Consider the following 21,446-nt stretch of genomic DNA (forward strand, 5'->3'; position numbering starts at 1 on the left):
CAGCGTCTCAGGTTTTCTCCTCCGTCAGGTGTCGGTCAGCCCTCCTGCGCGTCGGCCACGGGGTGCCTTGGTCGAGAAACGGCGTCGGCGGAGGGCCGTTGACCCGGACGCCTACTGTTCGGCGAAACGGGCGGGGTCCGGGACCGCAGCGCGACGATGCCGCCGACTCCTACCTGGGCGTATGTGGCTTTGGCCGGTGTGCAATGATCCCGCCCTTACGTTCAGGAGAAAGCGGCCCAATGCCCTCACACACGCGTCACGTCGCCCTGTCCGCGGCCGTGGCCGGCGCGCTGGTTCTCACGGGGTCGGTCGCGCTGCTTCCCGCCGCCGCGGCCACCACCGGAGTGACGGCCTCGCTGCCGGCGCGGACCACGTCCGTACCGTCGGCCAACCCGGTGTCGGGGTCCGGTCAGGCGGTCGTCTGGCAGCAGAGCACGTCCGCCGACAGGCTGCCGCACGGCTGGCTGTCCGTGGCGGGCGGCACCCCACAGGACCTCGGGGCACTGGCCGGCGACGGCGACTACGCCAACCCCGATGCCGTGTCCGTGCAGGGCTCGGTGGTGGCGACCGCCACCTCGACCAACCCCAACGGCGACCTCGCCGACCACGTGACCCTGCGTCACCTTGACACGGGTGTCCGTGAGACGCTCACCGTCGCCTACGACGCCTCGGCCAACACGCTCGACGAGCATTACCGGGCCCAGGCCGGCGACGGCATCCTTGTCCAACAGGCTTACGAGAACGGCGACTCGGAGTATCGCGTGCGGCTGGTGCTGCGTACCTCCGGCGGCGACCGCACCCTGTTCTCCGACGACGAGCAGTACGAGGTGCTGGCGTCGGACGCCGACGGCGCGCTGGTGCTGCGGCGGACCGCACCCGGCTGGGGCCACCGGATCGACTACGTCGACTTCGCCACCGGCACGACGGTCACCGTCACCGAGCCCGACACCGACCAGCTGCCGCAGGGGCTGGAGTTCACCCCCTCCCGCTTCGGGGTCATCGACGGCGCGACGCTGACCGAGTGGCGGCGGTCCGCGCCCGCCGACGGACCGGCGACCGTCACCCTGCCCACCGACAAGGCCCGCTGGATCAGCGACGACACCCTTGCCTGGTACACGTGGAGCGCCAACGGAAACGAGCTGTACGCGATGGCCCGGGACGGCTCCACCGCCCCCGCCGCTGACCTCGGAGGCACGTTCGGTGACGTGTCGGTGGGCGACGACGGCCGGATGCGTGCGTTGCTGTACCGGCCGGACAAGGACGCCGCCGTCCTGACCCTCACGGCCGGCCGGGTGTCCAAGGCCGACGGCGACGCCACGACGATCCCCGCCGGCCCGGCGCGCCTGGATGCCCTGGTCTTGTCCGGCGGCACCCTCTACACCGCCGACGATTCCTCCCGCGCCAACGGTGTCCTGCTCTCCTCCCGTCTCGCCGCCGGCCCCTCCGGAGTCGCGGCGACCACGCCGTCACGCGTCCTGGCCTATTCGACCGGCACTGTTCACCAGACGCTGGCCGCCGACGGGCATCGGGTGCTGGTCGAGCAGGGCAACGCCTTCCAGGTCTACGACAACGGGACGCCGACTGGTGTGCCCCTGGAGCTGGAGGACATCTCGGGCGACGTGGTCAGGGGCTTCGACGGCGGCCATTTCCTGCTGTCCGACAAGACGACCGACTACAACGGCACCCTGCTGCTCTACACCGTCGCGACCGGGAAGACCGAGCGCGTCTCCAGCGGCTCGGTCCTGTACAAGGGCGCCCTCTACACCTCGGTGAAGAGCGGCACGTCCGCCTCGTCCATCCGGCGGACCGATCTGGCGACCGGCACCACGTCCACAATCACCACGGTGGACTGTCTGCCCGGAGGCCTCCAGGTCCGCGGTCCGTGGGTCCTGCTGACGACGTGCGGGGCCGATTCCCACCAGGGCCTGCTGATCAAGACGGGCACGACCACCACCCGTACGCCGGTGGACACCTCCGGGATGATGACCCCGGTCCTCGGCGCGGACACGCTGTACACCTTCACGAGGAGCACCGGCACGAGCATCACCCTCAACGCCCAGCCGCTGGGTCTGACCGGTGCCACCACGCAACCGCTGTTCACGCTGCCGTCGAGGGCGAACACCGGTGTCGCCGAGCGGTGGGCCGTGGACCGTGACGCGCCGTGGGCCGCCTGGATGGACGACGACGGCGTCACCCACACGGTGTGGGCGGGTGCCCCGTCCCCCTCCTCCGGCTCCGCCTCCGTCCCGACCGGGTTCAGCCCGAACGGCGACGGCTCGTCCGACACCTGGGCGCCCACCTGGACGTACAACCGGCCGGTGTCCTGGACGTTGACCCTCAAGTCTGGCAGCACCTCGGTGCGCACCCTGACCGGGACGGCCCCGGGCGGGAACGTCTCCCCGGTCTGGAACGGCAAGAACACCGCGGGCACGGCGGGCGCCGAGGGCGCCTACACCTGGACGCTCACCGCGAAGGACACGGTGACGGACGAGCCCGCGGCCGGCCTCAGCGGTACGGTCACCCTGCGCAGGAGCGTTCCTGCCGCGTCCGCCACCGCACCCGCTCTCGCCAGTGACGGCTCGACCGGCGCGGTGATCCCGGTCGGTTGGGCAGCGAAAACGGTGGGCGTCACGTCGTACGACGTCGGCTGGCGGGTCGCCACCCGCAGCAGCACGGGCGTATGGACGCTCGGTTCACTCCAGACGTGGCACACCCGCACCACGGCCAAGTCTGCGACATTCGGCGCATCCGGCAGCCCGGTGACGCCGAAGTCCGGTCAGACGTACCGCTTCTACGTACGTGCCCATGACGACGCCGGTCAGACCGGGGCGTGGAGCGCGGCGGCGGCAACCGGCGTGCCGGTCGACGACCGGTCCTCGGTGCTGACCTACAAGGGGACCTGGACATCGACGTCGGTGACGTCGGCCTGGGCGAAGACCGAGCGGGTATCGGGTGCGACGGGCGCCACGGTGTCCTTCACCGGCGACGGCACGAAACTCCGGATCGTGGCGACCCGCAGGTCGAACGGCGGCCGCTTCGCGGTGATCGTCGACGGTGTCACGGTGGGCACGGTGAACACCTACGCCTCGACGACGAGCTACCGGAAGGTGGTGTTCACGTACACGCTCGGTACGAAGATCACCGGCCACAAGGCGCAGTTGAAGGTGCTGTCCGGGAGCTCGGCCGGGCGCTCCACCGTGCACCTGGACGCGATCATGGTCACCCGTTGACCCGTTGACCCGGACGATCAGCCCGGATGCCATGGAGCTCCCCCCGGCCGCCCATACGGTGGCTGGGGGGAGCTCCGCGCGTTTCCACGGTGTCGTCGGCCCGTCCTCGGGCGCGGGGAGCGTAGCCGTACCCCGCGGTACGCGGGGCCGCGGTGAGGGTCGGAGCCTTCTGATCCGTAGCTCTGGCCGGCTCGGTCATTGACGGCACGCGATGGTTCGCGCCGGCCAGTTCTCGGACAGGGCGGACCGGTGGCAGCGGTGGTGCCGGTGACCGTGATGATGGCGTTGGTCTGGTTGCCGCGTGTGTGCCGTCTGGGGCTGGATGCCGTTTTTGAGACCAGGATTATCTAATTCTGGACAGAATCTATGGTCGCTCTTTACAGATGTAGTCGGCACTAATCAAAAATGATCGGGAGCTTGCGGTGCGGCTCACTTGGTGCGGCTGACCGCACCGCTCACGTTCAGGACCTCGTGACATCTCTGCGCCTGGCGGCCGGTGGCCGGAGTGCCCGGCTTCGCGCAGGTCACTTCGATGGTCACGGTGTTGTTCGCGGGGATCTTGATGGGGGTGACCCAGTGGTAGTCCTGGTTGCGGAAGGTTTCCAGGGCGATCGTGGTGATCTTGCGGTCGCCGAAGTTGATCGTCATCACCCCTTCATCACCCTGGAAGTTGGCGACGACGATGTCCGTCACACCGAAGACGCTCTTCTCGGGCACCTTGTAGGTGCCGGTATCGGTCGCCCCGCCGGAGGTCTTCAGGTCGATGGTCGCCGAGCTCTGCTGACCGCCGCCGACCGTGGCGCCGTCTCCGGTCGAGGTTCCGTCGCCACCCGCTCCGGAACCGTTGCCGGTGCCCTTGCCCTGACCGTCGGGCGAGGCGCTCGCGCCGCCGGAACCGTTGCCGGGTGTCTGCCCGTTGCCGCCCTGTTCTCCCGCGGGCGTGGGGCGCGGCTGGACCACCTCGTTGGCCGCCTCCTTCGCGGCGCTGCGCACCGCAGGGCGGACCAGCGTGAACCAGGCGAGCAGCAGCGCGAGCAGCGCCGCGAGCACGGCGAGCAGCCACTTCGGGAAGATGGGGATCTGGACGAACTCCGCGTCCAGCGGCGGCCGGTCGGCGGTCTCGTCCGGCTGGGTCCCGTCACGGTCGCCGGTCTCGGCGGTGGCCAGGGTGAACGGCCACACCACCGGGGAGCCGAACCACACGGGCTTGCCCGTACGGACCCGCAGCCCGACCTCGACCGACTCGCCGGGCTCCAGCTTCGGCTCGGCCGGGTTGAAGGCGAACGCCAGCTCCTCGCCCGCCTGGCCGGGGGTGAAGCCCACCTGCACCGGGGTGTTGCCCTGGTTGCGCACCGCGAGCCGGTAGCGGCCGCGCAGCCAGCCGCGCCGGCGGCGCGGGGCCAGCTCGGTCCGCAACTCGTGGAACTCCTCGATGTGCACGGTGGTTTCGGGGACCGTCACCGCATCGGGATGCTCGGCCGGCAGGATCCGTACCCCAAGGGGCAGCTCACCGGCGCGTATCTCCGGGGAGCGTGGCGGCTCCAGACGGATCGTCACCGTCTCGGAGGTGCCGGGGTAGAGGGAGACCCTCGGGGGTTCCACGGTGGCCCAGGAGGCGCAGTCCCCGACGACCTCCAGGCTGTACGCCTCGACGATGTCGCTGTCGTTGCGGACGGTCAGGCTGGTCGTGGCGGTGCTGCCGGGCGCCACCGTCACGGCCGGGATGTCGAGGCTGGGCGCACCGGGGCCGGAAGAGGCTGCAGAAGGCGTCACGCGACCACGGTAGGAGCGCGCCCGGGCCGTCACGAGGGGTGCGAGGGCAACACGCGGGCAGTCGTGATGCCTCTGAAGCCAAAGTCAACTCCCTTACGCTTGTGAATCGTTGATGTGGCCCGCCGCCGTGCCCACTCCGCTTTCCGGCTATTCCGGCCTTTCCGGCGATCGCCCCGCCGCTCGCGTTCCCGCTCCCCCCGCGCCCTCATGAATCAGGTGGTATCCCGGCCATGTTCCGTTCGGACGAGAACAATCCGGCCATATCGGCCCTCGCGACACCTGTGGCCGCCCAGGACCGGGCCACGCACCAGTCCTCCCACTCCGACCGTCCGGCCCGGGTGACCTTGGCCGTCTACGCCGCCGATCCGGTCCTGCGCGTCGGCGTCGTCCAGCAGTTACGTCAGCGCCCCGAGATCGACCTGCTCGACGACGCCGACGTGGAGCGGGCCCAGGCGTCGCTGGTGGTCGTGGACCACGTCGACGACGATGTGGCCGCCCTGCTGCAGCGGCTGCGGCACAACACCGGCAGCCGTACGGGCCTCGTGGTCGGCACCCTCGGGTCCGGCGCACTGCAACGCGTCATCGAGTGCGGGGTGTCGGCGGTGCTGCGGCGCGCCGAGGCCGACCAGGACCGGCTCCTCCACCTGGTCATGGCGATCGCCAACGGCGAGGGCGTGCTGCCCGGCGACCTGCTCGGCAAACTGCTCAGCCACATGGGCAGCCTCCAGCGCTCGGCGCTCGACCCGCAGGGCCTGTCCCTGTCCACGCTGACCACCCGCGAGGCGGACATGCTGCGCCTGGTGTCGGAGGGCCTGGACACCGCGGAGATCGCCCGCAAGACCGCGTACTCCGAACGGACCGTCAAGAACGTCCTGCACGAGATCATCACCCGGCTGCAACTGCGCAACCGGGCCCATGCGGTCGGCTACGCACTGCGCAACGGGCTGATCTGACGCCGGCCCGCGACGGGCCGGTCCGACGACGCCCGGGCACCCCGGCACTGCCCGGAGGCCCACCGCACTGCCCGAAAGCGCACCCCGCGCTTCCCCCGGGTACGGCCCCGCCGCCCTGCCGCGTCGCGTGCGGCCGTCGCAGGGTGGCAGGGGTACGTCCAGATGCTGCACCAGACTGCGAGGTGGACCGTGATGCGCACCGCCGGCCCCGGTGGGCGGTACCGCCCGGGAAGACTCGGGGCGTCGTTGCTGCTGCTGATCCCGCTGCTCGCGGTGACGGCGGCCTCCGGACAGGGCAGCGCCGAACCCCGGCCGCAGCCGGCGGCCGGCACCACCGGCACCCGGATCGCCTACGCCGGTACCGGGCACCGCAGCCTCGGCACGGTCGCCACCACCACCTCCAGCAAGCCGTTGTTCGGTGTGGGCCCGGCCCACTACGACGTCCAGCCGTCCGCCCTCGGTGACCAGATGGTCTTCGCGAGCCGGCGAGACGCGAAGACCCCGCAGATCTACCTGCGCGCCGCCGACGGTTCCGTACGACGTCTCACCGTCGGCATGGACGCGGCGCACCCCCGGCTGACACCACCGGACGGGCAGTCCGTGGTGTTCGACGCGGCCGGGTCCGGGGGCCCGGACGGCGGGACGCAGCGCGACCTGTGGCTCGTACGCACCGACGGCACAGGTCGTCTGACGCGGCTCACCGACACCCCCGCCGACGAGGAGGGCCCGACGGTCTCCCCCGACGGGCAGTGGCTGGCGTACTCCAGTGACAGCGACGTGTCGGTGGGACGGCAGATCTACGTACGGCCGCTGGCGGGCGGCACCCCCACCCGGATCACCGGTCCCGCGAACGGCACGGCGTCCGAGCCGGCCTGGAACCCCGTGAACGACGACGAGAACCGGGACTGGATCGCGTACACCGCCACGACCACCGTCGACGGGAAGAGCGTGCCCCGGCTGCGAGTGGCGAACGCGGCCGGGACCGCCGACGAGCCGCTGTTCGGGGGTACGTACGCGACCTGGCGTGCCCACGGGGCGGCGTGGAAGCCCGACGGGGACGGGGTGGTGTTCCTGAGCCCCGAGACCACCTGTACGTGCGAGGGCGACTACGACCATGTCTTCAGTTCGCCCGCGCACTCCGGCCAGGAACCCGCGCTGGTGCTCAACGAGGACCGGGAGGTCCTCTCGCCCACCTGGCTCGGCCCGCTCGACGGCGGCGGCGTGGTGGTGGAGCGCACCTCGGAGGCGGCCCCCGACAAGAACCACCCCGGCGCGCACGTGGTGACGCTGCAGGACATCCGGGCGGACGGGGCCGACCCCCGTGACCTGGGGCTGACGATCCTCAACGAGGACCCGGCGGCCGACACCAACACCGATCCCGCCAAGGACCCGCTGTTCCGGCCGGCGTCCGGGTACGACCCGTGGACCGAGCGGCAGAACTACACGCCCGACGGACGCCGGATCGTCGTCACCCGTTTCGAGACCGACGCCGACGGCCGGCGGATCGAGCGGATCTGGATGGTGGACGCCGACGGTTCCAACGCGGCGCCCATGCCGCTCAAGGACCGCGCCGCGACGGACTGGGACACCGACCCGACGTTGTCCCCGGACGGCAAGTACCTCGCCTTCACCCGGACTTCGCCGGGCGGCGTCGGGGAGGCCGCGGGTCCCAGCAGCATCCTCGTCGCGGACGCGACCACCGGGACGGTCATCGGTAAGGTCACTCCGCCGGCCGGGGAGCAGACGGGCGGCGACGCTCAGCCCACCTGGTCCTCCGACGGCACCACCCTGGCCTTCACCCGCAACGAGGTGATCGGCGGGAACGGCGGCAACAAGCACGTCTGGACCGTGCCCGCGAAGGACCTTTCCCAGCAGCAAGACCTTTCCCGGCAGCACGACCTGAGCGCCAGGATCTGCCCGGGCGACTGCGAGGTCATCGACGACAGTCCGGCGTTCTCCCCGGACGGTCTCCGTATCGCCTTCAACCGCAAGAACGGTGCCGGCCGGATCGACGAGCAGAACGGCATCCTCCTGACGTCGCCGTCGGGCGGCGACTGCCAGGTGCTGCTGCCCACCGCCGCCCGTGACCTGCCCGGCGCCTGCGGCCGGGAACTGCCGGAGAACACCGGCCCGTTCCAGCCCCGGGACGCCGCCTGGACGGCCGACGGCAAGGGGCTGGTGATCAGCGCCCGCCCCAGTCGTCCGGTCAACACCCCCGAGAAACTCAAGCTCCTGGACATCGCGTCCGGCACGCTCACGAAGCTCACGACCGAGCTCCCGGGCCGGCACAAGGAACCCAGCGTCCAGCAGTCCGTCGACCTCGCCGTCAAGGCGCCCGGCACCGTCCCGGAGGTGACCGTCGGCGACTCCACCACGGTCCGCGTCGACGTCGTGAACAACGGCCCCGCCGCCTCCCCCGGCACCACGCTCACCATCGACCCGCCGGCCGGTGTGCAGGTCACCGAGGTGACCCGGCCCGGGGGCACCTGCGACGCGGCCTCGCTCCAGTGCAACGTCGGTGTGGTGGAGCCGGGCGGCACCGTCCCGGTGACCGTCACCCTCACCGGGGTCACCGTCGGCGACCAGCCGGTCGACTGGTCGGTCGCCGGTACGGTCCTGGACCCGGAGCCCAGCGACAACGCCGGCCGGACCGTGGTGCCGGTGCGCGAGGCCACGCCGCCCCCGACGCCCACGCCCACCCCGACCCCGACGCCCACTCCGACGCCCACGCCCACTCGGACTCCGACACCCACCGTGCCCCCGCAGGCACCCGAGCCCGACGCCGGGCCCGGGGTGAGCGTTTCGGCCCGGCCGAACCCCGGCTACGTCGGCGGCCGTGTCGTGGTGACGTACACCGTGCGCAACGGCCGCAACGCGCTGGCGACCGGTCTGCGGCTGCGCATCGGCCTTCCCGGGGGCATCCCGAACAGCGGGCCGCCGGCGGGCTGTGACGCCTCCTGGGTGTGCGCGCTGCCGGACCTGACGCCGCGCGCGAGCACCGTCGTACGGGTCGTCCTCAGCCCCGACAGGGCGCTGACCGGCCAGGTCACCGGCGTTCTCACCACCACCGGGACGGACGCCGACAAGAGGGACAACACCGCCCGGCAGCGGCTGCGCATCCTCCAGCCCCGCATCGTCGCGGTACCGGCGATCGGCAGGCCCGGCTTCGTCACCTCGGTGCGCGGCAAGGACTTCCCGCCGGGAGTGCCGGTGCGGTTCACCTGGAATCCGGGGATCACCGCGACGGCGGCGCCGACCGTGCCGAAGCCGGACGGCACCTTCATCGGCCAGCTGCTCATCCTCGCCAAGGACCAGACCGGACCGCGCACCATCACCGCCAAGGGCCCCGGGTTCTCACCGGTGAAGACCGACTTCCTGGTGGTCAGCGGCAGCGTGCAGCCGCCCGACGAGGTGACCCGCCGGTGATCCACGAGGTCGACGAGGGGCTGCGCCGACTGCTCGGCGAGTCCGGCCTGCAGGCGTCGGGCATCGAAGTGGTGTTCGACGCTCCCACCAGGGACTGGGCGGCGCGCCGCAGCGCCCCGACGGTCTGTGTCTTCCTGTACGACATCCGCGAGGACGCCGTCCGGCGCGGCAGCGGCGCCGGGGAGGTGTACGACGCGGACGGGCACCTGGTGGCGCGGCGCACCCCGCCCCGCTGGTTCGAGCTGACGTACCTGGTCACGGCGTGGGCGAGCCGCCCGCAGGACGAGCACCGGCTGCTCTCGCAGGTGCTCACCACCCTGGTGGCCACCGACACGCTGCCCGCGCGGCTGCTCACCGGCACGCTCGCCGAACTCGGCCTGACCGTGGGCCTGGACGCCGGAGGGGCCGGGCTCGACGCGCCGGCCGCCTCCGACGTGTGGTCGGCGCTCGGCGGAGAGCTGAAGGTGTCGCTCGGGGTACGGGTACGGGCGCCGCTCGCCGGGGTGAGCACGGCCGTCGCGCCGCCGGTCACCGAAGGGCTCGTCGTGCGCTCCGCCGCCCGCGGCGAGGACGGCGAAGCGACGCCGGGACGTCGGCTGCGCTACAGGGAGACGACGGACCCGGGCGCGGACGGCTTCGCCGGCCCGCGTGAGCGGGGCCCCGCCCCGGCCAGGCGGCGCCACCGGGGAGACCGCCAGCCGTGACACACACCGCCGAACCCGTTGTCGTCACCGAAGCCGTATCCGTCACCGAACCCGCTGTCGTCGCCGAACCCGCTGTCGTCGCCGAACCCGTAACCGCCGACGCGGACCACCTGTGGGCGCGACTTCGCGCGGTCGAGGAACGGGTGCGGCACGCCGTGGCCGTCCGTCGTGCCGGCGATCCCGATCCCGACGACCCGTATCGGGGGCAGTACCTCAGCCCCGAGGCGGTGGCCCGCATCCTGGAGGAGCCGGGTGGTCTCGACGTACCCGCCCAGGAGCCGTGGCGACCGCCGACCGGGTCCGTTCTCGACGGCCTCGCCCGGCGTTTCGGGCTGTCCCCGCTGGATCTGGACCTGCTGCTGGTCGCGGTGGCGCCCGACCTGGACGCCCGGTTCGAGCGGCTCTACGGCTATCTCAACGACGACCTGACGCGCCGTCGGCCCACGGTCGGGCTCGCCCTGGAGCTGTGCGGGCTCGCCGGCGCGGCGGCCTCCCGGTTCCGGCTCGCCCCCGGGGCGCCGCTCGTCGCGGGCGGTCTGGTGGAGGTCACCGAGCCGGAACGGCCGCCGCTGTCACGGGTGTTGGCGGTCCCCGACCGGGTCACCGCGCACCTGCTGGGCAGCGCGCGGCCCGACGCCCGGCTCGCCGGGGTGCTCGGCGAGACCCGCGAGGACCCGACGGCCGAGGCGGCGGAGGTCCACCGGACGGCGGCCGCGGCCGGGACCGGCATGGGCCTCGTCCATCTGCGCAGCCGGGGCGGCGACGCCGAGGGGCTGGCCGTCGCCGCCCTGCACGCGGCCGGGCTGCGCCCGCTCGTCCTCGACGCGGTGGCCCTCGCCCGGCGCCCCGGCGACGTACCGGAGCTCGCCCGGATCGCCGCCCTCGAAGCCCGTCTGACCGGTGCCGGGGTCGTTCTCGGCCCGCTGGAGTCGCTGCCCGCGGAACCGGGCGAACGAGCCCGGACGCTGGGGGCGTTGTGTGCGGCGCTGCGCGGGATTCCCCTGTTCACGCACGGCACCGGCACCTGGGACCCGTTGTGGGCGGCCGACACACCGGTCGTCCTGAACGTGCCGGCGCCTTCCCCCGAGCGGCAGGCCGAGCGGTGGCGGCACGCCCTGGACCGGGCCGCCGGTGACGGCCCGGCGACCGGCACCGGCGACGCCGGCGAGCTCGCCCGGGCCGTCGCCGCGCACCGCCTGGACTCCGGGCAGTTGCGCCGCGCCGCCGACGTGGCGACGCGTACGGCCGCCCTCGCGGGCCGCCCGGTCCGCGCCGACGACCTGCGCGCCGCCGTACGTGCCCAGAACGGCGCGGGGCTCGACCGGCTCGCCCGCCGGGTGGAGCCGGGCGTCGGCTGGGACGACCTGGTGCTGCCGCCGACCACCCACCGGCGGCTGCGCGAACTCGCGCTGCGGGCCCGCCACCGCGAGCAGGTGCTCGGGGAGTGGGGGATGCGGCCCGGCGGCGGCCGGGGGCGCGGCGTCATCGCGCTGTTCGCCGGCGAGTCGGGCACCGGCAAGACCATGTCCGCCGAGGTCGTCGCGGCGGACCTGGGCATGGACCTGTACGTGGTGGACCTGTCCACAGTTGTGGACAAGTACGTCGGGGAGACCGAGAAGAACCTGGAGCGGATCTTCACCGAGGCGTCGGCGGTCAACGCGGTGCTGCTCTTCGACGAGGCCGACGCGATCTTCGGCAAGCGCTCGGAGGTGAAGGACGCGCACGACCGGCACGCCAACATCGAGTCGGCGTACCTGCTCCAGCGCATGGAGTCGTTCGACGGCATCGCGGTACTGACCACCAACCTGCGGGCCAACCTGGACGAGGCGTTCACCCGACGCATCGACGTGGTGGCCGACTTCCCGGTGCCCGACCCCGGCCAGCGCCTCGCCCTGTGGGAACGCTGCCTGGGCGAGCGGCTGCCCCGGGCCGGCGACCTGGACCTCGCCTTCTGCGCGGACCGCTTCGAACTCGCCGGCGGTTCCATCCGCGCCTGCGCGGTGACCGCGGCCTACCTCGCGGCGGAGTCCGGCAGCCCGCTCACCATGCGTCAGTTGGTGACGGCGGTCGCCCAGGAGTACCGCAAGCTGGGGCGGCTGGTCCTGGAGGGCGAGTTCGGGCCGTATCTGGCGGAGGCCGTCGGGGCGTGAGGGTTCTCACTTCCATATGTTCCGGATGCTTTTGTCCGGCACGTTTCCCAGGAAGTCGCCGATTGATTTGGCGGAGTACACGCCCTTCATCCCGCGAATCACCGCCTCCAGAGCCGCTCCGAGCTTCGGACGCTTTCCGGCGGTGCCGCCCTGGCGCACAACGGTCCGCCAGGCGGCGAACTCGGGGGGCAGAGCAGCGAGCAGTTGACTCTCGCCGGTCTCGTCCAAGGGGCCTCCGAGCTTCGGCTTCTTGGGCGCCGACGGCCCGTCGCCGCCGGCCGGCTGGTCCTTGGAGCCGCCGGTGCGGGCGTCCACCGTCTCCGTGAGGCGGCCCGGGGCGACGCCGAGATATGCGGCGATGCTGTTCATCGACACGTCGTGCTCGGCGACCAGCGTGGCGATCGTCTCGAGTAGGAGCTGCGGATAGTGCAGCGAGGCGTTGCTCTTGCCGCTCGTGCCCTGCTTGCGCCTATCCAGGGTCTGCTTGAACTCCGGCCCCATGGCGTTGTCGAGCAGTATCTTCAGCTCCGGGCGATCGTCGAGGTTCTCCTTACGGGGGCGCTTGGGTCTGCGGCGTGCCGCGTCCGTGTCGGAGTCCGCGCTCGCCACGCCGCGCACGCCGCTCAGGTCCAGATTGGCGAACGTACTGGTCAGTGAGCCGTCGCTCTCCTCGATCACATCGGAGTCGGAGACCGTCTCATGGCCGCCGGTGCCGTGCTCGGCGTGGGTGAAGGCCGTCCTCTTGTCCTTCGTCTCCACCTCCTTGGCCGTGACCCGCTGCTGCCTCCCGCCGCCCGGGCCCGTCTCCGCGTCGGCGGGGGCGCGTTCCCCGGAGTACGCGGAGATCCGGGTGCCCTGCTGGGCCTTCGTGGTGATCTGTTCGGACATCCAGTTGCCCTCGCCGTGCCCGCCGGGCGGTACGGCCACCTGCGCATGGTGGTCCAGGATGGTGGCGGCCGACTCCTGGAAGAACGCGCCGAACTCGTTGTTGAAGCCCAGCGGGAAGCCACGCTGCCGGTAGTGCTCGAGCATCGCCCAGCACGCCTTGCAGGGCCGCTTCACACCCCGGACCAGGATCTTCTCGCCGTGCTGATCCTCGGACAGCCCGGCCGAGTTCAGCGCCAGCATCAGCTTCTGCTCGGCGTGCATCGACTCCGCGCCGTCCGGGTTGTCCTTCGGCCCCGTGGAGTGCTTGAGCAGGATGACCGCGCCGTTGTACTCGTCCGAGGTGAGCATGTCGCGCAGCTTCTGCACCGTCTCCTCAGTCGTGGGCTGCGCCTCCAGATGGAAGACGGGTCCCTTGCGCCGCATCGCGTCGGCGGTGTCGCTGGCCCGCTGGCCCCGGTAGACCTGCTGGATTTTCAGCCGGGCGCGCCGGTTGACGGCGACCAGGTCGTCCGCCTCCTTGGTGGGCCGGCCCTTGCGCAGCTCCTTCTCCGTCGGCTCCCTGTTCATCAGATGGGTCAGGTCCAGCGCGGGCGCGTCCTCGGGCTGGTCGGCGGACTGGGCCCGGAGATACTCCATCAGAAGCGTGATGGAACGGTTCCGGTTGGTCGCGAACACCAGCCGCCCATTGATCAGCATGCCCTGGACCTCGGACTCCCGGGGCGGGACCTTCTTCTTGGGCTTGGCCTTGCCCTTGCCCTTCGTGTCCTTGGCCTTCGTCGCGGGCGCCGTCGAGGACTCCGCCATGGCGGAGTCCCCGTCCGCGTCCCTGGTGGTCTCGTCGCCCTGGGTGTTGCGGAGCGCGACGTCGTGCAGATAGCGGATGCAGTTGAAGAGCCGGATGGAAATGTGCCGGAGGGTCTGTTCGGCCCGCTCCGCCTGTTGGGAGCGCGGGTACCGGATCACCGCCTCCTTCGTGGAGCGCCCCTCCTGCTGCAGCCTCGGCTCGCAGGTGCAGGCCCGGATGTCCTGGACGAGCTGCCCGAGGACGTCGTCCTGCTCCAGGGCCTCGGCGAATTCGGACTCGTCGTCGCCCAGGTACTCCTCGTCCTCCTCGTCGTCGGAGTGCATCCGCTGCACGGCCACCGCCCCCGGCCCGGGGAGCCCCGGCTCAGGCGCGGCACCGGACTGCGTCGCGCGTTGCACCGGTGCGGGTCCGCTCAGTATTTGTCTGGCGTTCGCCTCCGCCGCCCGCTCGAAGCGGTCGGACGGGTCGGAGATCCTCAGGCCCGCGCCGTGGTCGGTGCCCGGGACCGGGCCCCGGCGCTGCTGGACGACGTGGGTGAGCTCGTGGGCGAGGGTGTGCTTGTCGCCGCCCCCGGCGCCGAGGACGACATGGCTGCCGGAGGTGTAGGCGCGGGCCCCGATGGCACGGGCCGAGCGGGCGGCGGTGGCTCCGGTGTGCAGCCGTACGTCGGAGAAGTCGGTACCGAAGCGGGACTCCATGTCCTGGCGCACCGGCCCCGCAAGGGGTTTGCCGACCGAGCGCAGCACCTCGTGCACTCCGGGGTCCGGCTGCTGCTCCTGCTCCGGAGGGGATGCGGGGCGGACGCGGCGGGCGATCATGGCGGTCACCGCGGCGTTGCCCGCGCCGTGTTGCGCCGCCTGGAGCGTGTCGGGGGTGAGCGGCGGCGGCACGGCGGCGCCGCCCGGGGACGTGCCCCGGCGGGCGGCGGCCGGGCCGCGTGCCGCCTGCCGGGTCTCTGCCTGCTCGGTCTGCTCGGTGTGCGCCCCGGACGTCCGCACTTCGCTGCCTCCTGGTCGACCGCATTCCTGCTGCGGCCCCCAGTGGACCGCCCGGGTGAACGGGACGTCCAGGTCCGTACGGGCAGAACGAGGGCAAGTCCGGGCGGCGGCGGGTCGGTTCACACAGGCAGCGAAAGGCAGTGATCCTGCCCCTCACCAGGTCCCCGCGGCCCTGTCGTTCCGGCGGATCCCCGCGCAGACTCGCCCTGGACACAGGTGACCGACCCGTAGGACGCGAAGGAGCAAGCATGCCGACGTACCTCACCCCGGGCGTGTACGTGGAGGAGGTGCAGTCCGGTGCCCGACCCATCGAAGGGGTCGGCACCGCCGTCGCCGCGTTCGTGGGATTCGCCGAGAGCGGTCCGTTCCACACGCCGACGCTGGTCACCAGCTGGGACCAGTACACGCAGACGTTCGGCGGCTTCACCGAGGGCGCCTACCTGCCCCTCTCGGTCCACGGCTACTTCGCCAACGGCGGCGGCGCCGCGTACATCGTGCGGATCGGCGGCCAGGCCGAGGACGCCTCCGCTCCGTCGGTCGACGGCGGCCGGCGCGGCGACAAGGCCGCGGAGCCGGTGGCCCTCGGCGGCTTCCTCCTCGCGGCCAGGCCGGGCGTGACCGGGGTGTCGGTGGAGATCGCCGACGCCGACGGCGAGAACACGCCGGAGGACCGCTTCAAGGTCCTGGTCCGCCAGGGCGACAAGGTGGCGGAGACGTACGAGGCCTCCACCCGCAAGAACGTCAAGGGGTACCTGGTCAGCCAGGCCCGCGCCTCCAAGCTGATCGAGGTCACCGAGCAGCAGGGTGCCAGTCAGGCCAGGCCCGCCGGCCAGACCCTGGCGCTGCCCGACGGCCCGGCCGCGCCCGCCGTGAACGGCTCCGGCGAGGTGGCCCGCCTCAACCCGGCGGAGTACGTCGGCGACGCCGCCGCCCGCACCGGGTTCGGCGGCCTGGAGACCATCGACGAGATCACCATGGTCGCCGTGCCGGACCTGATGAGCGCCTACCAGCGCGGCGACATCGACGCCGAGGGCGTGCGCACCGTGCAGCTCGCGGTGATCTCGCACTGCGAGCAGATGGGCGACCGCGTCGCCGTCCTGGACACCCCGCCCGGCCTGGGCGCCCAGCAGGTGCGCGCCTGGCGCAACGACGAGGCGGGCTACGACTCCCGGTACGCCACCCTCTACTACCCCTGGATCCGCGTCTTCGACCCGGCCACCGGACGCAACACCACCGTCCCGCCGAGCGGCCACATCGCCGGCGTCTGGGCGCGCAGCGACGGCGAGCGCGGTGTGCACAAGGCGCCCGCCAACGAGGTCATCCGCGGCGCGGTGGACCTGGAGCTCCGGCTCAGCAAGGGCGAGCAGGACCTGCTCAACCCGATCGGCGTGAACTGCGTACGGGCCTTCCCCGGCCGGGGCATCCGCATCTGGGGCGCCCGCACCCTCTCCTCCGACCCGGCCTGGCGCTACCTGAACGTGCGCCGCCTCTTCAACTACCTCGAAGAGTCCATCCTGCTGGGCACCCAATGGGTGGTCTTCGAGCCGAACGACGACCGGCTGTGGTCCAGCATCCGGCGCAACGTCACCTCCTTCCTCACCGAGGAATGGCGCCGGGGCGCGCTGTTCGGCCGCACCGCCGAAGAGGCGTTCTACGTGAAGTGCGACCGGGACAACAACCCGCAGGAGTCCATCGACCAGGGCCGGGTCATCTGTGAGATCGGCGTCTCGCCGGTCAAGCCCGCGGAGTTCGTGGTGTTCCGGCTGGCCCAGTTCTCCGACAGCACCAGCCTCATCGACGAGTGACCACGGGTCAGTAGAGAAGCAGAGAAAAAAGACCCGTAAGGAAAGGTGACAGACAGTCATGGCAACGGGCGATGCTCTTTCCACCCACGTCTTCGGCGTGCAGCTCGGCGGCTATCTGGTCGAGTCGATCCAGGAGATCAGCGGACTGACCGTCGAGGAGGAGGTCGTCGAGGTCAAGCAGGTCAGCGCGGAGGGCAAGCAGATCATCCGCAAGCAGCCCGGCGCCCGGCAGGCAGGTGAGATCACGATCACCCGGGGACTCGACCAGAGCAGCGAGTTCACCAAGTGGATCAAGGAGACCCTGAACAACGGCGCCGTGAATTCCGCGCGGCAGAACCTCACCATCGAGATCAAGGACACCGAGGGCAACACGGTGCGCCGCATCCAGCTGATGCAGGGCTGGGCCTCCAAGTGGGAGGGCCCGTCCCTGAAGGCGGGCGAGTCGTCTCCGGCCACCGAGTCGGTCACGATCGTGTTCGAGGAGATCATCGTCGAATGAGGCGTCGTACGGTGACGGCGGGCAACCTGGAGGAGATCCTCCAGGCGACGGAGCCCGCCCAGGCGCCGGAGCGGGCGGCGGCACCTCCCGCCGCCGCCCCGCCGCGCCGCGAGGACCACGGGCTGCGCACCGAGTTCGAGTTCGAGCTGCCGCGCGGGTACGTCGACGAGGCGGGCACGGTGCACCGCCACGGCTCGATGCGCCTGGCCACGGCCCGTGACGAACTGCGGCCCCAGATCGACCTGCGGGTCAAGGAGAACCCGGCGTACCTGAGCGTGGTGCTGCTGAGCCAGGTGATCACCCGGATCGGCTCGATCAGCGATGTGCACGCCGGGATCGTGGAGCGGATGTACGCCACGGACGTCGCCTTCCTCCAGGACTTCTACCGGCGGGTCAACAGCGAGGGCCACACCCGCGCGGCGGTGACCTGTCCGCACTGCGAGGGCGGCTTCGAGGTCGACCTCTCGGGTGGGCGCCTGGGGGAATCGTGACGTACGCCCTTCCCCGGCTCCGGGAGGAGATCGCGTACATCGCCTACCACTTCCACTGGCGGCGCGAGGAGATCCTCGACCTGACCCACGACGAGCGCCGGCAGTGGGTGGCGGAGATCGCCCGTATCAACACCCGTGTGAACGAAGGCGGTTGAGCACATGGCATGGCGGGACAGGCTGCGCCGCCGGGCCGCCGCGCCGGACGTCGCGGTACCCGGGTCGCCGGGCGCGACCGGCACCCCGGGGCCGTCCGCGACCGGCGGCTCGGGTTCCGCCGTGCCCGGCGACTGGGACGGCGGCTGGCGCCGTACCTCCGCGCCGGAACTCACCGTGTCCCGCGCCCCGTTGGGCGTCAGCGACGGCCTCGCCTTCCGCGCGGGCCTCGCCGCCTGGCAGAACCCGTCGTTCGACGCCGGCCTCGGCCACGCCCTGCTGCCCACCGCTCCGGCCGGCCTGGTGAGCGGCGTCACGCGCCCGGCCGCCGGCCCGCGGCACACCCACAGCGCCGGGGGTCCGCTGCTGCTCCGGGCACTGCGTCCGGAGGGGGCGGACGGGCCGGGGGAGAGCGAGGGCGCGGCGGACGCGCCGACAACCCAGATCTCACGCCGGACCCGTCCGGGCGCACGGCCATCCGGCCCGGCACCCCTGGGGGAGCGCCCGGGCGGCAACAGCGCTGCGGGGAAGGGTCGTTCGGGCGGCAACAGCGCTGCGGGGAAGGACCGGTCGGGCGACGCCGGGCGGGACCGCGGCCTCACGTCCGCGCACTCGCCCGCCGTGCTCTCCTCGTCACCTTCCGCCGCCCGACGGACCGCGCGGCCGGACGCCGGACCGGTCGTGACGCCGGCCGCTCCCGCGACCCCGCTGGTACGACGTGTGGCGGTGGTCCCGCCCGCGGCCGCTGACGGGTCCATGGCCCGGCCCGCCGCCAGGACGCGGCCCGCCCCGGCCGAGCCGTCCCGTCCGCCGGCCGGTTCCGGGGGCCGTACGCCGGGCCGTACGCCTTCCGGACCGGCCGTTCAGCGCACCGCGACGGGACCACAGCCCGCCGGGGGAGCCGGGCAGCCGGAGGCATCCCGTGCCGCCGTCGGCTCCGACGTGTCCCACCCGGCCGTCCGGCTCCGCCCGGTGGGGCCCGCGCTGACCGTCGCCCGGCGCCCCGCCGGACCCGCGCGCCGCGTCCCCGCCCTGCGGCCCGCCGCCGCACCGGCGCCCGACAGCGTCACCACCCCTGACCCACCCGGCCCGGCCTCCGCCCCCGTGCGGCGCGCCGCCACGCGCGAGGCCGGCCGCGGGCCCCTCGGCGCCCCGCTGAGTGAACTGCCCTCCACGGCGACACCGTTGCCGCAGGGCACCCCCGCGCCCGGCGCCGGATCCGCGACCGGTCCGGCGCTGCCCGTCGTCCAGCGCCAGGCGGAAGGCGGGGGCGGCACTCCGGGACCGTACGACGGCGGAAACGACGGCGGTACGAGGGGAACGGCGCCCGCCGCCCCGCGCCGGACCCCCGGCCCCGGCAACCGTGGGGCACGCGCGCGTGGCGGCCTCGGCGCGCCGATGTCCGCGCTGCCGCCGAGCGCCGAGGTGCCCGGTACCGCCGCGTCCGGTGCCCGCGCCTCCCGACCGGACATCCAGCGTGCCACGACCCGTCAGGACCCGGGTTCCGGCGTCGCTCCGGCCCCGCCCACGCCGGATCGCGACCGGACGCCCACCGAGGCCGCACCCGGCACGCCGGGCGCGCCGCTGCTGGGGACGGGCGACGTCCAACGCCGCCTCGCGAACCCGTCCGCCACCGGGGGCATCATGCCGCCCGGCCCCGCGGACCACGGAAACGGGCCCGCCACACCGCTGGTGACGCCGTCCGCGGCCGCCCCGGCCCACGGTCCGGCGGGCGCCGAAGGCCCGGAAGGCCCGGCCGGGAACGTGCCACGACCCGGCACGACGTCCGGCGGGCAGCAGCCCCAGGGCCCCTCCGTTCCGGACCCGGTCGTCGTCGCCCGGGCCGTGGCCGACGGCACCGGGGGCGGCCGGACCGACGGCGGGTCGGGCGCCGACGGGCGACGGTCCCGGGACGCCGCCGTCCAGGGCCGTGCGGCCCAGGGCCCCTCCGTGTCGGGCCCGGCGGTCGTCGCGCGGGCGACGGCCGAAGGCACGGGAGCCGGCTCCGGCTCCGGCGGGCACCGGTCCCAGGGCTCCGCCACCCCGAGTACGGTCGTCGTCGCCCGGGCCGTGGCCCGAGGCACCGGAGGCGCCCGGACCTCCGGCTCGGCAGACCCGCTCGGGCTCCCCGTGACCCGCTCCACGGCGCACTCCGCCCCGTCGGCACCCCGCACCCTCTCGCTGCTGGCCGAGCGTCGGCTCACCCTGAACACCCGTGTCCCGGAAGGGGTGGCACAGCCCGCCGTCTCCCGTTCCGGCGGCCGTCCCGTGGTGGCGGCGCGCTGGCCGGGCGCACCGGCCGCGCCCCGGAGCGACTCCACGTCGGCCGCCGAGCCGCCCGCGCGCCGGTCCGGCACCTCGGCGCCCTCGCCGGGCAGCCCCGGGACCCGCGCGCGCCCGGCGCCCGGTCCGTCCGCCCTCGCCCCGGCCACGCCACAGATCCAGCGGGCAGCAGCTCCGTACTCCGGACCGGAGGGTTCGGGCGCAGCGACGACCGGCTCCCCGGCCCCGGTTCAGCGCGTCCCGGTCGTCCGGCCCGCGCCGCCCCTCCAGGGGACGGCCGCCCCGGTTGCCGCCGTACCGGCGAGGCCGCTGCCGGTGACCGCCCCGCAGGCGCCGCCCCTCGCGGACCGTCCGCCGGCCGGCTCGGCACCAGGGGGAGCCGTCCCCGTGGTCCGGCCGAGGACCGTTACGGCGGCCGGCGGGACGGGCGCGACGGGCGGGACCGGCGAGGCGGCACTCGCGGTGCAGCGCGACGCACGCGGCCGCACGCGGTCGTCCTCCGCGCCCCCCGCGCCGTCGACAGGCGCCCCTGCCAAGGAGGTTCCGGCACCCGGCCGGAAGCGGTCGTCGTCCGTGTCCTCCGCGGCCCCCGCGGCCACCGCGTCATCCGCCGCCTCCGGCGAGAAGGCGGCCCGCCGCACCGAGACACCTCAGGACGACCCGGGCCTGGACCTGGACGACCTGGCGCGCCGCCTGCTCGACCCGGTGGCCCGGCTGCTGCGCACCGAACTGCGCCGCGGCCGGGACCGCACGGGCCGCCCCTACGACGGACGCCGCTGAGAACCAGAACGGATGACGGACGAATGACGGACAACATCTTCGCGACGAGCGTGTTCTTCCGGCTCGCGATCGGCGGCAACGACCTGGGCGCCTTCCACACCTGCTCCGGCATGGGCGCCGAGGTGGAGATGGAGAGCTACGCCGAGGGCGGCAACAACGGCTTCACCTGGCAACTGCCCGGACGCGTGACCTGGTCGAACATCACGCTCACCCGGCCGGTCACCGCCGACACGGCGAAGATCGCCCGCTGGCTCGACGAGACGCTGAAGCGGGTGGAGCCCAAGGACGGCGAGATCGTGGCCCTGAAACCGGACCTGACGAAGATCATCAGCTGGCAGGTGTTCGGGATCGTCCCGGTGCGCTGGCAGGGGCCGTCCTTCGACCCCGCCAGTTCGCAGGCCGCGGTGGAGACCCTGGAGATCGCCCACGAGGGGCTGCGCCCGTCCTGACACGCCCTCATCAAGCAGTGTCCCAGCACCAGTTCCGCACCCAGTTCCGCACCACGTAT

At 73.1% G+C, this 21,446-nt stretch carries 13 protein-coding genes; 11 read left to right on the forward strand and 2 right to left on the reverse strand.

The window, feature by feature from the left end:
* Positions 1–239: 239 nt before the first annotated feature.
* Positions 240–3,230: a hypothetical protein gene (locus ACFYW8_RS13645; RefSeq protein ID WP_389072412.1), complete on the forward strand. Its 2,991-nt coding sequence runs from the start codon at positions 240–242 to the stop codon at positions 3,228–3,230.
* 429 nt (positions 3,231–3,659) lie between these two features.
* Here the strand turns inward: ACFYW8_RS13645 and ACFYW8_RS13650 are convergent, their stop codons facing one another.
* Entirely contained in the window at positions 3,660–5,003 is a 1,344-nt protein-coding gene (locus ACFYW8_RS13650) for a hydrolytic protein (protein ID WP_389072416.1), read from the reverse strand.
* Between the two features lie 230 nt (positions 5,004–5,233).
* Here ACFYW8_RS13650 and ACFYW8_RS13655 point away from each other — a divergent pair, with 230 nt between their 5' ends.
* The 4 genes from ACFYW8_RS13655 (at position 5,234) to ACFYW8_RS13670 (ending at position 12,236) form a co-directional block, all read left to right on the forward strand.
* Positions 5,234–5,956 carry a LuxR C-terminal-related transcriptional regulator gene (locus ACFYW8_RS13655; protein WP_389072420.1) on the forward strand — a complete coding sequence of 241 codons (723 nt, stop codon included), beginning with the start codon at positions 5,234–5,236 and terminating at the stop codon, positions 5,954–5,956.
* A gap of 192 nt (positions 5,957–6,148) precedes the next feature.
* Positions 6,149–9,382, forward strand: a complete 3,234-nt coding sequence (locus tag ACFYW8_RS13660) for a hypothetical protein (protein ID WP_389072425.1) — start codon at positions 6,149–6,151, stop codon at positions 9,380–9,382.
* Positions 9,379–10,086, forward strand: a complete 708-nt coding sequence (locus ACFYW8_RS13665) for a DUF4255 domain-containing protein (protein WP_389072430.1) — start codon at positions 9,379–9,381, stop codon at positions 10,084–10,086. Before ACFYW8_RS13660 ends, ACFYW8_RS13665 begins: the two co-directional genes overlap by 4 nt.
* Before the next feature lie 110 nt (positions 10,087–10,196).
* Positions 10,197–12,236: an AAA family ATPase gene (locus ACFYW8_RS13670; RefSeq protein ID WP_389072593.1), complete on the forward strand. Its 2,040-nt coding sequence runs from the start codon at positions 10,197–10,199 to the stop codon at positions 12,234–12,236.
* Positions 12,237–12,242: 6 nt separating this feature from the next.
* On the opposite strand, the gene ACFYW8_RS13675 is transcribed toward ACFYW8_RS13670, so the two are convergent.
* Entirely contained in the window at positions 12,243–14,927 is a 2,685-nt protein-coding gene (locus ACFYW8_RS13675) for a DUF4157 domain-containing protein (RefSeq protein WP_389072435.1), read from the reverse strand.
* Between the two features lie 248 nt (positions 14,928–15,175).
* Here ACFYW8_RS13675 and ACFYW8_RS13680 point away from each other — a divergent pair, with 248 nt between their 5' ends.
* The 6 genes from ACFYW8_RS13680 to ACFYW8_RS13705 are packed head-to-tail and all read left to right on the forward strand — an operon-like array spanning position 15,176 to position 21,387.
* Entirely contained in the window at positions 15,176–16,732 is a 1,557-nt protein-coding gene (locus tag ACFYW8_RS13680; protein WP_389072440.1) for a phage tail sheath family protein, read from the forward strand.
* Between the two features lie 58 nt (positions 16,733–16,790).
* A complete protein-coding gene (locus ACFYW8_RS13685) occupies positions 16,791–17,231 on the forward strand; it encodes a phage tail protein (RefSeq protein WP_189151609.1) in 441 nt (146 codons plus the stop codon).
* Positions 17,228–17,722, forward strand: a complete 495-nt coding sequence (locus ACFYW8_RS13690) for a hypothetical protein (RefSeq protein ID WP_328670482.1) — start codon at positions 17,228–17,230, stop codon at positions 17,720–17,722. Before ACFYW8_RS13685 ends, ACFYW8_RS13690 begins: the two co-directional genes overlap by 4 nt.
* Positions 17,719–17,877 carry a DUF6760 family protein gene (locus ACFYW8_RS13695; protein ID WP_189151611.1) on the forward strand — a complete coding sequence of 53 codons (159 nt, stop codon included), beginning with the start codon at positions 17,719–17,721 and terminating at the stop codon, positions 17,875–17,877. Before ACFYW8_RS13690 ends, ACFYW8_RS13695 begins: the two co-directional genes overlap by 4 nt.
* A gap of 4 nt (positions 17,878–17,881) precedes the next feature.
* Complete coding sequence (locus ACFYW8_RS13700) at positions 17,882–20,938, forward strand: hypothetical protein (protein ID WP_389072452.1); 3,057 nt, start codon at positions 17,882–17,884, stop codon at positions 20,936–20,938.
* Positions 20,939–20,961: 23 nt separating this feature from the next.
* On the forward strand, positions 20,962–21,387 hold the full coding sequence (locus ACFYW8_RS13705; protein ID WP_261704786.1) for a phage tail protein: 426 nt from the start codon (positions 20,962–20,964) through the stop codon (positions 21,385–21,387).
* Positions 21,388–21,446: the final 59 nt, after the last annotated feature.

It is taken from the genome of Streptomyces sp. NPDC002742 (assembly GCF_042888885.1).
Taxonomy (GTDB): domain Bacteria; phylum Actinomycetota; class Actinomycetes; order Streptomycetales; family Streptomycetaceae; genus Streptomyces.

Excerpts from the sequence above, each read along its gene's own strand:
- ACFYW8_RS13645 (WP_389072412.1), top strand. The coding sequence starts at position 240 with ATGCCCTCACACACGCGTCACGTCGCCCTGTCCGCGGCCGTGGCCGGC.
- ACFYW8_RS13655 (WP_389072420.1), top strand. The coding sequence starts at position 5,234 with ATGTTCCGTTCGGACGAGAACAATCCGGCCATATCGGCCCTCGCGACA.
- ACFYW8_RS13660 (WP_389072425.1), top strand. The coding sequence starts at position 6,149 with ATGCGCACCGCCGGCCCCGGTGGGCGGTACCGCCCGGGAAGACTCGGG.
- ACFYW8_RS13680 (WP_389072440.1), top strand. The coding sequence starts at position 15,176 with ATGCCGACGTACCTCACCCCGGGCGTGTACGTGGAGGAGGTGCAGTCC.
- ACFYW8_RS13685 (WP_189151609.1), top strand. The coding sequence starts at position 16,791 with ATGGCAACGGGCGATGCTCTTTCCACCCACGTCTTCGGCGTGCAGCTC.
- ACFYW8_RS13690 (WP_328670482.1), top strand. The coding sequence starts at position 17,228 with ATGAGGCGTCGTACGGTGACGGCGGGCAACCTGGAGGAGATCCTCCAG.
- ACFYW8_RS13700 (WP_389072452.1), top strand. The coding sequence starts at position 17,882 with ATGGCATGGCGGGACAGGCTGCGCCGCCGGGCCGCCGCGCCGGACGTC.
- ACFYW8_RS13705 (WP_261704786.1), top strand. The coding sequence starts at position 20,962 with ATGACGGACAACATCTTCGCGACGAGCGTGTTCTTCCGGCTCGCGATC.